This window comes from Pseudomonas sp. Pseusp88 (genome assembly GCF_047303955.1).
Taxonomy (GTDB): Bacteria; Pseudomonadota; Gammaproteobacteria; order Pseudomonadales; family Pseudomonadaceae; genus Aquipseudomonas.
Genome location: NZ_JBGLYM010000064.1, coordinates 1 through 11,223 on the forward strand (window position 1 = coordinate 1; position 11,223 = coordinate 11,223).

Here is an 11,223-nt window from a genome sequence, read left to right on the forward strand (position 1 = left end):
GGTGGGGTGGGCCCCCCCCCCCCCTTTTTTTGGTTGGGTTTTTGTTCGGGGGGCCGCCCGGCCCCGGGGCCCCCCCCCCCCCCCCCCCCCCCCCCGCCCCCACGAAAATCACACCATTAATGCCCCGCCTGCCAAGGCTGCCCCAACGAGACCGGCGCATACAACCGCGTGCGCAGCGCATCCCTGGACAACAACACCAGCACCACGATCGTCGCTACGTAAGGCAGCATCGCCAGCAGGTTGGAGGGGATTGCCAGGCCAATGCCTTGCGCGACCAAGTGCAGGATACTGGCCAGGCCGAACAGGTAAGCGCCGAGCAGCAGGCGCCAGACACGCCAGCTGGCGAATACCACCAACGCCAAGGCAATCCAGCCGCGACCGGCGCTCATGTTTTCCGCCCACATCGGCGTATAGGCCAGTGACAGATAGGCGCCAGCCAATCCTGCCATGGCACCACCGAACAGCACCGCCAGAGTCCTGACCCGCAGCACGGGCAGACCCATGGCGCTGGCGGCGTCGGGGTTTTCGCCAACGGCCTGAATGATCAGCCCGATGCGACTCTTGAGCAGCGCCCAGGCAACCAGCACAAACAGGGCGAAGGACAGGTAGACCAGAATATCCTGAGCGAACAGCATCCGGCCGATCAGCGGGATATGGCTGAGCACGGGAATGACAACCGGCTCGAAACCTTGCAACGGCTTGCCAACCCAGGCTGCGCCGACAAAGGTCGACAGCCCGACGCCAAAGATGGTCAGGGCCAAGCCCGTAGCAACCTGATTGGCGTTGAACACCAACGCAACGAGCGCAAACAGCGCGGACAGCAGCATCCCGGCGCACATCGCCAGCAACACGCCGAGCCACAGGTTGCCGGTGCTGAAGGCGACGATAAAACCGATCACCGCGCCAAACAGCATCATGCCTTCCTGGCCAAGGTTGAGGACGCCGCTCTTTTCGCAAATCAGTTCGCCCAGCGCTACCAGCAACAGTGGCGTGCCGCAGCGGACCATGGCGAAGAAAATATTGCTCAGCAGATCGATATCCATCACACGGCTCCTGCGACTGGCGCCATCTGGCGTTTGGCCCAGCGGCCCTTGAGCCGTGGGCGGTAAAGGATCAATACATCACAGGCCAGCAGGAAAAACAGCATCATGCCCTGGAACAGTTGAGTAATGGCCTGGGGCAGGTTCATCGACATCTGTGCGCTTTCGCCGCCCAGGTAGAGCAACGCCATCAGCAGGCTGGAAAACAGAATGCCCAGCGGGTTGAGACGTCCCAGAAAGGCCACTGTGATCGCCGCATAGCCATAGCCGGGCGAGACCTGGGGCACCAGTTGGCCGATTGGCCCGGTGACTTCGCAGACCCCGGCAAGACCCGCCAGGGCACCGCTGATCAGCAAGGCCAACCAGACCAGCCGCTTCTCGCGAAAGCCGACAAAGCCCGCTGCGCGCTTGTCCAGGCCGAGCACTTTGATCTGGAAACCGATAAAGCTGCGTTGCAGCAGCACCCAGACCGCGACCAGTGCCAGCAGGGCGAAATACACCCCGGCATGAATCCGTCCGTCCTCCATCAACAGCGGCAGGCGGCTGGCATCGCCAAACATGGCTGATTCGGGGAAATTCATGCCGGCCGGGTCCTTGAGCGGGCCATGGACGAAATACAGCAGCAGGTTCAAGGCAATGTAGTTGAGCATGATGCTGGTGAGGATTTCATTGGCGTTGAAGTGGGTGCGCAACCAGGCAGTGAGCCCGGCCCATGCCGCGCCCGCGAGGGTGCCGACCAACAGAATCAGCGCCAGCGCCCAACGGCTTTCGATGTCGATGACATTGACCGCCACCGCGCTGCCAGCCAGGGCGCCGAGCAGCAATTGGCCTTCGGCGCCGATATTCCAGATACGCGCTTGATAGGCCACCGCCAGGCCCAGGGCGCAGAGCAGAATCGGTAGCGCCTTGACCATCAGTTCGGACAGACCATAGAGATCGCTGACCGGAGCGATTAATAGGGTGTAAAGCGTCTTCAGCGGATTCAGGCCCAGGGCGATAAACAACAGCGAGCCGCACAGCAGCGTCAGCACGGCGGCGAGCAGGGGCGAGAACCACAGCATGGCGCGGGATTGTTGCCCGCGCGGTTCCAGGGAAAGCAGCATCGCAGGCTCCTTAGTTAATGACGGTAGCGGGAAGTGGGGGCGCAGGGGGGGCGCAGGCGTCGTCGAACTGTCCGGCCATCCAGCCGCCGACCTGCACGACGGTGGTTTGCTCCACCGGCTTGAGGGCCGAGAGGCGGCCACTGCTGAGGGCGGCGATGCGGTCGCTGATCTGGAACAGCTCGTCCAGGTCTTCGGAGATCACCAGAATCGCGGCCCCGGCATCGCGCAGGGCGATCAAGGCGCGATGGATCGCCGCCGCCGCGCCCACGTCCACGCCCCAGGTCGGGTGCGCGGCCACCAGCAGTTTCGGCTTTTGCAGGATCTCGCGACCGAGAATGAATTTCTGCAGGTTGCCCCCCGAGAGACTGCGGGCGGCGGTCTGGGTGTTTGGCGTCTTGACCGCAAAACGACGAATGATGTCTTCGGCCAATGCCTGCACCTTGCCGCGCTGGATCAGGCCCTTGCTGACCAGTCCTTGCTGGAATGCTGTGAGCAGGGCGTTATCGCTCAGGCTCAGTTCCGGCACGGCACCATGCCCCAGGCGTTCGGCGGGGACAAAGGCCAGGCCAAGGCGACGGCGCACATCCGGGCGCAAGTGGGCCACGTGTTTATCGGCAAAGCGGATCTGGCCCGAGTCACGAGCGGGCAGGGGCTGCTCGCCGCTGAGCAGGTCCAGCAGCTCATCCTGACCGTTGCCCGCGACTCCGGCGATCCCGACTATTTCGCCGCTGCGCACCTGCATGTTGATATCTACCAGGGAGCAGCCGAACGGATCGGGGTTACTCCAGGAGAGTTTTTCCACGCGCAGGAATGAAGTGTTGCCCGTGACTTTCGGGTACTGCGCGACCAGTCCTTCGGCATCGCCGACCATCAGCCGCGCCAGCTCCAGATCGCTGCATTGCGCCGGGATGCAATGCCCCGACACCTTGCCCGCGCGCAGCACGGTCGCGTTATGGCACAGCGAGCGCACTTCGCCGAGCTTGTGGCTGATAAACAGAATGCTGCACCCTTCATGGGCCAGGCGGCGCAGCGTCACGAACAGTTCTTCGGCCTCCTGAGGCGTCAGTACTGAGGTCGGCTCATCGAGAATCAACAGGCGGATGTTCTGCATCAGGCAGCGAATGATCTCGACCTTTTGTCGCTCGCCGATCGACAGGCTGTGCACCAGCCGCTGCGGCTCCAGCGCCATGCCATAACGCTGGGAGACCTCACGGATGCGTGGCTCCAGTTGCTTGGGTGTGCCCGCCGAGGCGCCCATGGCCAGGGCGATGTTCTGCGCTACAGTCAATGTCTCGAACAGTGAGAAATGCTGAAACACCATGCCGATGCCCAGGCTGCGCGCCTGAGCCGGATTGCGCATGGTCAGGTCGCTGCCCTGCCAGATGATCGAACCGGAGTCGGGTTGGGTCACGCCGTAGATGATCTTCATCAACGTGCTTTTGCCCGCACCGTTTTCCCCCAGCAAGGCATGGATTTCACCGGGCTGGATGCTCAGGTCAATGGCATCATTGGCCAGGCAACCCGGATATTGCTTGCTGATTTTGCGCAGTTGCAGGCGCGGGTTTGTCCCAAGGTTTGACATGACAGGCTCTGATCGTGAAATGGGTCGCGGCATGAATAAGCAAAAAGCTGGCCAGTGGGTCAGGTTTTTTGATTTAAATGCCTCGCAAATGACGTCATCCTCTGGGACCGGCTTTAGCCGGGAATACCTCTTCCCGGCTAAAGCCGGCCCCACAGATTTCACAACATCTGGACGGCACCAGATCAGGGCGAAAACTCAGGCAAAAGACTCAAGATGGATCATCGATCTGTACAAAAAATATACAGCCGCTGACAAGCGCCATACCTCAAGCCCTTCCGCTACCCTTGCACCTGTTATCCACAGGTTGCTCCACAGTAATTGTGTGCAAGGGAAAAAGCCCGATATAAGCAGGCGCGCCTTAGTATCGAGAGGCGATAAAGACGGTTAACACGCTGTTTTGATGGCGATTTCTTACTGTGCAGGGAAATGTGAACAAAAAATAATCAACGCCCTGTAAGTCATGTCCCGCAAGGGCCGCAGCCAAATGTGCTCAGCTTATCCACAGTCGGGTGCACAGCAGGTGTGGGCAATTCAGTCCGCAGTGGATTCGTGCAGAATAATCCTGCCGCGACTCAGGTCGGCAAGCTGGCGTTGCAGGGCTTCGACCTGCTCCGGGCCGATGGCAATCGACAGCTCTACACCGTTGGACGTGAAGTTTTCCGACTGTACCAGGCCGTTGATTTCAGCCACTCGCAGCTTGACCAGGGCCAGCTCGCTGAAGCTGCATTCCAGCTCTCGGGCCACCCGATTGATCAGCGGACGACGCTCTGCCTGCTGCAGGCATTTATTCGCGCCACCGCCATAGGCCCGGGCCAGGCCGCCGGTGCCCAATTGAATGCCGCCGTACCAGCGGATGACCAGTACCACCACTTGATCGAAATCCTGGGCCTCGATGGCCGCCAGAATCGGTCGCCCCGCCGTACCGCCCGGTTCGCCGTCATCGTTGCTGCGGTACTGCGCGCCCAGTTTCCAGGCCCAGCAGTTATGCGTGGCATCGAGGTCACTGTTTTGCTCGATAAACGTCTGGGCGTCGGCCGGGCTGTTGATCGGCGCGGCCAGGGTGATGAAACGGCTCTTGCGGATTTCTTCGCGAAATTCGCAAGAGCCGAGCAGGGTAAACGGCATCTTCGGTTCCAGCTGGGGTCACGGGGCTGGCGGTGTGAGTCCGCAGCCTTTGAGAATGATACGAATCAGGTTGTCGCCTGCCACGTCCATGTCCTGCTTGGTCAGGCGCGCTCGGCCGGTGACCTGGCAGATCTGCGTGGCGAAGTCAGCGTAATGCTGGGTGCTGCCCCACAGCAGGAAGATCAGGTGCACCGGGTCGACCGGGTCCATTTTGCCTGCGTCGATCCAGCTCTGGAACACGGCGGCACGACCCTGGAACCAGGTGCGGTAATCCTGACTGAAGTACTCGTTAAGGCACTCGCCACCACTGATGATCTCCATGGCGAAAATCCGCGAAGCCTGCGGCTGGCGGCGGGAAAACTCCATCTTGGCGCGAATGTAACGGCTCAGGGCTTCTGCCGGGTCGTCTTCAACGCTCAGGTAGTTGAAGGTACTGTCCCACAATTCGATGATGTTGCTCAGCACGGCGATATACAGCCCGAGCTTGTTGGTGAAGTAGTAATGCAGGTTGGCCTTCGGCAGTCCGGCTTTCTGCGCGATGGTATTCATGCTGGTGCCTTTGAAGCCATGGCGGGCGAATTCGTCTTCAGCAGCTTTTATGATCGCTTGCTCGTTCTTTTGACGAATGCGGCTGGCGGGCTTGGCGGATTGATTGCTGTGCGCTGGGACTTCGAGGGTCATGGGCGATTCCGGACAGATCATAGGGTGCGACGGATGCACTGATAGCGCACCCGCAACAATCCGACAAGCGTTGCTTGCGTTATTTAGCTCCTTCAGGCTCGGAAATTTCTTCCTCTGCTGTCGCCTTTTCCTTCGGCAACAGTAGCGACATCAACAGGGCTGTAATACCGCCGCTGGTAATGGCCGAGTCGAACAGGTTCTGCACCAGCTTGGGCATGTGATGCAGCAAGGCCGGTTGCGCGGCGATGCCCAGGCCGACGCCGAAGGAGGTAGCGATGATCAGCATGCTGCGACGGTCCAGCGGCGCCCGGGACAGAATGCGTACGCCTGCGGCCGCAACGCTGCCGAACATCACCAGGGTGGCGCCGCCCAATACCGGTTTAGGTATTTGCTGAACGATGGCGCCGATCATGGGGAACAGACCGAGGATGATCAGTACCGCGCCTATATAAAGCCCGACATAACGGCTGGCCACGCCGGTCAGCTGAATCACGCCGTTATTCTGGGCGAAAGTGGTGTTGGGAAATGCGCTGAAGGTGGCGGCCAACAGGCAACTGACGCCATCGCCAAGCACGCCGCCCTTGAGCCGGTCGATATAGCTCGGGCCGCTGATGGGCTGGCGCGAGAGCATGCAGTTGGCGGTCAGGTCGCCGACGGTTTCGATGGTGCTGATCAGATAAATCAGCGCGACCGGCAGGAAAGCGCCCCAGTCAAAACTGAAACCGAACTTGAACGGCACCGGCACGCTGATCAACGGCAGGCTGCTGATGGATTGCGGCACCAGTTTACCGCTGAACCATGCCGCCAGACTGCCCAACAGCAGGCCGATGATGATTGCCGACAGGCGTATCCACGGGGTGTTGGAGCGGTTGAGCAGAATGATCACCAACAGCACGAAACCACCCAGCGCCAGATTGAGCGGGTCGCCAAAATCCGGGGCATTGAAGCCGCCGCCAAGGTCAGTGACACCGACCTTGATCAGGCTGACGCCGATCAGGGTGATGACAATGCCGGTCACCAGCGGCGTGATGACCTTCTGCAACTGACCAATGAAGCGGCTGAGGACGATCTGCACCACCGCGCCGAAAAAGCACACGCCGAAGATCATCGCCATGATGTCTTCCGGGCCACCACCACGTTGCTTGACCATGAAGCCCGCTGACAATACCGCGCCGAGAAAGGCAAAACTGGTGCCTTGCAGGCAGATCATCCCGGCGCCTATGCCGAACGGCCGACGGGCCTGGATGAATGTCCCTGCACCCGAGACCAGCAACGCCATGCTGATCAGATAGGGCAGGTAGGCGCCCAACCCCAGGGCCGAGCCAATCACCAGAGGTGGCGTAATGATGCCGACGAAACTGGCGAGCACATGCTGCAAGGCTGCCAACAAGGCCGGGGCGGGTTTCGGGCGATCGTTCAGTCCGTAGATCAGATCGCTTTCGGGTGAGGCGTCGGGTTGCATGTCGTGCTCTCGAGTGTGATGTCGGCTGGAGTTACCCCGAACATCTGCAAAAAGCTGTCCATGTGCTCAGGTTATTTTTCCTTGTTCGGTTTTATTTCTATTAAAAACATAAAGATGCGATGGTTAAATTTAATTCTGTGATGACCTAGCGTGTCGCTGCCAGGGCGTTCAGGAAACTTTCCAGCACCAAATGAGGGCGACGGCCCTTGCGCGTGACTGAGACCAGGCTCAGGTCATAGAAACGTGACGCCGGCTTCAGCGCACGCAGGCGCCCTTGCTGGACCCAGAATGTCGCGTAGTGATCCGGCAGATATCCGATATAGCGTCCGGTCAGGATCAGAAATGCCATGCCTTCGCGGTCCGAGGCGCTGGCGGTGCAGCGAAGTGCCTGATAGTGCGCCTGGATTTCCCCCGGCAAGCGAAAGGTCGGGGCAATGGCGTCCTGATCGGCCAGGCGCTTGTCGTCCAGCTGCGCGTCATCGACATAAAACAGTGGATGGCCCACCGCGCAATAAAGCAGCGAGCGTTCGCTGTACAAGGACTGATATTCCAATCCCGACAGCGCGCTGGCCTGAGGCACCACGCCGACATGCAGGCGGCCGTCGAGTACGCCTTGTTCCACTTCGTTGGGCGCGATCATGCGGATATTGATATGCACGTCCGGGCCGCGCTCTTTCAATTGCGCCAGGGCATGAGTGATGCGCATGTGGGGCAGGGTGACCAGGTTATCGGTCAGGCCGATATTCAACTCGCCGCGCAGGTGCTGGTGCAGGCCGTTAACCTCTGTACGAAAACTCTCCAGGGCACTGAGTAACTGTAAGGCTGAGTGGTAGACCTCGCGACCTTCTTCCGTCAGAGAAAACCCGGCGCGGCCACGCTGACACAGGCGCAGGCCCAGACGCTGTTCGAGATCACTCATCTGCTGGCTGATGGCCGAGCGGCCAATGCCCAGGGCGCTTTCTGCGGCAGAAAAGCCTCCCGCCTCCACTACGCTGCGGAAGATGCGCAGCAGGCGGATATCAAAATCGCTGACTTGTGCCAGTGGATCGGGACGACGGCTATTCATTGTTTAGTGGTTGCCTGACTGAAGATCTTAAAAGTTGGGTTTTACGGACTTTATTCCCGTGGCAACTTGGCTGCAATCAAGCTTTATTCAATGAACCGCTTACATCCTGCGAGGATCGCTCCGATGAACATGCCCGAATCGTCCGATATGTCTTTGGCCAGCCAGCTGAAACTCGATGCGCACTGGATGCCCTATACCGCCAATCGCAGTTTTCAGCGTGATCCGCGCCTGATCGTTGCCGCTCATGGCAGCTATCTGACAGACGACAAGGGTCGCAAGATCTACGATTCACTGTCCGGGCTGTGGACTTGCGGAGCCGGTCATACGCGCACGGAAATCCAGGAAGCGGTAGCCAGACAACTGAACGTGCTCGATTACTCGCCAGCCTTCCAGTATGGCCATCCGCTGTCCTTCCAGTTGGCGGAGAAGATCACCGAGCTGACGCCGGGCAATCTCAATCACGTGTTCTATACCGACTCCGGCTCCGAGTGCGCCGACACCGCCGTGAAGATGGTGCGAGCCTACTGGCGTCTGAAAGGCCAGGCGACCAAGACCAAGCTGATCGGCCGCGCCCGTGGCTATCACGGTGTGAATATCGCGGGTACCAGCCTGGGTGGCGTCAACGGCAACCGCAAGATGTTCGGTCAACTGATGGACGTCGACCATCTGCCGCACACCCTCCTGGCCAGCAACGCCTATTCCAAAGGTATGCCGGAGCAGGGCGGTATCGCCCTGGCCGATGAGATGCTCAAGCTGATCGAATTGCACGATGCGTCGAACATCGCTGCCGTAATTGTCGAGCCCATGGCCGGTTCGGCTGGCGTGCTGGTGCCGCCTCAGGGTTACCTGAAGCGTCTGCGTGAAATCTGTGATCAGCACAATATCCTGCTGATCTTCGACGAAGTCATTACCGGTTTCGGTCGTACCGGTGCCATGTTCGGCGCTGACAGTTTCGGCGTGACCCCGGACCTGATGTGCATCGCCAAGCAAGTCACCAACGGCGCCATCCCCATGGGCGCGGTGATTGCCAGCAGCGAGATCTATCAGACCTTCATGAATCAGCCGACGCCGGAATATGCCGTCGAATTTCCCCACGGCTACACCTATTCCGCGCACCCGGTGGCTTGCGCAGCGGGTCTGGCGGCACTTGAGTTGTTGCAGCGGGAAAACCTCGTGCAGCAAGTGGCGCAAATTGCTCCGCACTTCGAGAAGTCGCTGCACGGCGTGAAAGGCGCCAGGCACATCGTCGATATCCGCAACTTCGGCCTGGCCGGCGCGATCCAGCTGGCACCCCGTGATGGCGACGCCATCGTGCGTCCGTACGAGATCGGCCTGAAACTTTGGAAAGCCGGCTTCTATGTCCGCTTTGGCGGCGACACCCTGCAGTTCGGGCCAACCTTCAACAGCAAGGCCGAGGATCTGGACCGCTTGTTCGACGCCGTAGGCGAAGCGATCAATCAGGTCGACTGACCGACCCAACCTTATCGATTAAGCCAGGCGCGATGAATGTCGCGCCTTTTGGAGTTCTATTCATGAGCAACATCCAGCACCTGATCGACGGCCAATTGGTCAGCGACAACGGCCGTACTGCCGACGTGTTCAACCCGTCCACCGGTCAGGCGATCCACAAAGTGCCATTGGCCAGCCGGGAAACCGTGCAGCAGGCCATCGATTCGGCCAAGGCCGCCTTCCCGGCCTGGCGTAACACCCCGGCGGCCAAGCGTGCCCAGGTCATGTTTCGTTTCAAGCAACTGCTGGAGCAGAACGAAGCGCGCATTGCCCAGTTGATCAGCGAAGAACACGGCAAGACGCTTGAAGACGCGGCCGGTGAACTCAAGCGCGGCATCGAGAACGTCGAGTACGCCAGTGCTGCGCCGGAAATTCTCAAGGGCGAGTACAGCCGCAACGTCGGCCCGAACATCGATGCCTGGTCTGACTTTCAGCCTCTGGGTGTAGTGGCGGGTATCACCCCGTTCAACTTCCCGGCCATGGTGCCGCTGTGGATGTATCCGTTGGCGATTGCCTGTGGCAATTGCTTCATCCTCAAGCCATCGGAGCGTGACCCTAGCTCGACGTTGCTGATCGCTCAACTGCTGCATGAAGCCGGTTTGCCCAAGGGTGTGCTGAATGTGGTGCATGGCGACAAGACTGCGGTGGATGCACTGATCGAGGCGCCAGAGGTCAAGGCTCTGAGTTTTGTCGGGTCTACGCCGATCGCCGAGTACATCTATAAAGAAGGCGCTGCCCGTGGCAAACGTGTCCAGGCATTGGGCGGGGCGAAGAACCATGCGGTGCTGATGCCGGATGCCGATCTGGATAACGCGGTCAGTGCCCTGATGGGTGCGGCCTATGGTTCGTGCGGCGAACGCTGCATGGCGATTTCGGTGGCCGTTTGTGTAGGCAATCAGATTGCCGATGCATTGGTGGCCAAGCTGGTGCCGCAGATCAAGGCGCTGAAGATTGGCGCAGGCACTACGTGCGGCCTGGACATGGGGCCATTGGTCACCGGCCAGCATCGCGACAAGGTCAGTGGCTATATAGAAGATGGCGTGCAGGCGGGCGCGACCCTTGTGGTCGACGGTCGCGGCCTGAGTGTTGCCGGTAATGAAGAAGGCTTCTTCCTGGGCGGCTGCCTGTTCGACCGGGTTACCCCCGAGATGCGTATCTATAAAGAAGAGATCTTCGGCCCGGTGCTGTGCATCGTGCGCGTCGACAGCCTCGAACAGGCCATGCAGCTGATCAATGATCACGAATACGGTAACGGCACCTGCATCTTCACCCGTGATGGCGAAGCGGCGCGGCTGTTCTGTGATGAAATCGAAGTGGGTATGGTCGGCGTCAACGTACCTTTGCCGGTGCCGGTGGCCTACCACAGCTTTGGCGGCTGGAAGCGTTCGCTGTTCGGTGATCTGCATGCCTACGGTCCGGATGGCGTGCGCTTCTATACCCGACGCAAGGCGATTACCCAACGCTGGCCGCAACGAGCCAGCCATGAGGCATCGCAGTTTGCGTTTCCGAGTCTCTGAGGGAAGCAGCTGCAAGCCTCAAGCTATAAGCTGCAAGCAGGTGTTCCTGGCCCTTCTTGCAGCTTGTAGCCAGAAACTTGAAGCTTCCTGAAATAATCGCTTGACGCCCCTCAGAATCTATCTATAATTCGCCCCACT

The 11,223-nt window shown here is 60.0% G+C and carries 10 protein-coding genes; 3 read left to right on the forward strand and 7 right to left on the reverse strand.

Annotated features, from left to right (window positions below):
* Positions 1 to 116: 116 nt before the first annotated feature.
* Genes ACCD02_RS32055 through ACCD02_RS32065 form a run of 3 tightly spaced genes read right to left on the reverse strand, consistent with a single transcriptional unit; the run spans position 117 to position 3,725 of the window.
* The gene (locus ACCD02_RS32055) at positions 117 to 1,043 is read right to left on the reverse strand and encodes an ABC transporter permease (RefSeq protein ID WP_413310602.1); all 927 of its coding nucleotides are present in this window, start codon (positions 1,041 to 1,043) and stop codon (positions 117 to 119) included.
* Positions 1,043 to 2,143 (reverse strand): ABC transporter permease, encoded by a 1,101-nt coding sequence (locus ACCD02_RS32060; RefSeq protein WP_413310603.1) that lies wholly within the window; start codon positions 2,141 to 2,143, stop codon positions 1,043 to 1,045. Before ACCD02_RS32060 ends, ACCD02_RS32055 begins: the two co-directional genes overlap by 1 nt.
* A gap of 10 nt (positions 2,144 to 2,153) precedes the next feature.
* On the reverse strand, positions 2,154 to 3,725 hold the full coding sequence (locus ACCD02_RS32065; protein ID WP_413310604.1) for an ABC transporter ATP-binding protein: 1,572 nt from the start codon (positions 3,723 to 3,725) through the stop codon (positions 2,154 to 2,156).
* A gap of 31 nt (positions 3,726 to 3,756) precedes the next feature.
* Here ACCD02_RS32065 and ACCD02_RS32070 point away from each other — a divergent pair, with 31 nt between their 5' ends.
* Entirely contained in the window at positions 3,757 to 4,113 is a 357-nt protein-coding gene (locus ACCD02_RS32070) for a hypothetical protein (RefSeq protein WP_413310605.1), read from the forward strand.
* A gap of 143 nt (positions 4,114 to 4,256) precedes the next feature.
* Here the strand turns inward: ACCD02_RS32070 and ACCD02_RS32075 are convergent, their stop codons facing one another.
* The 4 genes from ACCD02_RS32075 to ACCD02_RS32090 form a co-directional block, all read right to left on the reverse strand.
* Positions 4,257 to 4,850 (reverse strand): IMPACT family protein, encoded by a 594-nt coding sequence (locus ACCD02_RS32075; RefSeq protein WP_413310606.1) that lies wholly within the window; start codon positions 4,848 to 4,850, stop codon positions 4,257 to 4,259.
* An 18-nt stretch (positions 4,851 to 4,868) separates the two neighbouring features.
* Complete coding sequence (locus tag ACCD02_RS32080; protein WP_413310607.1) at positions 4,869 to 5,531, reverse strand: TetR/AcrR family transcriptional regulator; 663 nt, start codon at positions 5,529 to 5,531, stop codon at positions 4,869 to 4,871.
* 79 nt (positions 5,532 to 5,610) lie between these two features.
* Positions 5,611 to 6,993, reverse strand: coding sequence for a uracil-xanthine permease family protein (locus ACCD02_RS32085; RefSeq protein WP_413310608.1), 1,383 nt, complete (start codon positions 6,991 to 6,993; stop codon positions 5,611 to 5,613).
* A gap of 145 nt (positions 6,994 to 7,138) precedes the next feature.
* Positions 7,139 to 8,059, reverse strand: a complete 921-nt coding sequence (locus ACCD02_RS32090) for a LysR family transcriptional regulator (protein WP_413310609.1) — start codon at positions 8,057 to 8,059, stop codon at positions 7,139 to 7,141.
* A 123-nt stretch (positions 8,060 to 8,182) separates the two neighbouring features.
* Here ACCD02_RS32090 and ACCD02_RS32095 point away from each other — a divergent pair, with 123 nt between their 5' ends.
* Together ACCD02_RS32095 and ACCD02_RS32100 are read left to right on the forward strand one after the other, a co-directional pair.
* The gene (locus ACCD02_RS32095) at positions 8,183 to 9,529 is read left to right on the forward strand and encodes an aspartate aminotransferase family protein (protein ID WP_413310610.1); all 1,347 of its coding nucleotides are present in this window, start codon (positions 8,183 to 8,185) and stop codon (positions 9,527 to 9,529) included.
* A gap of 62 nt (positions 9,530 to 9,591) precedes the next feature.
* Positions 9,592 to 11,085: a CoA-acylating methylmalonate-semialdehyde dehydrogenase gene (locus ACCD02_RS32100; protein ID WP_413310611.1), complete on the forward strand. Its 1,494-nt coding sequence runs from the start codon at positions 9,592 to 9,594 to the stop codon at positions 11,083 to 11,085.
* Positions 11,086 to 11,223: the final 138 nt, after the last annotated feature.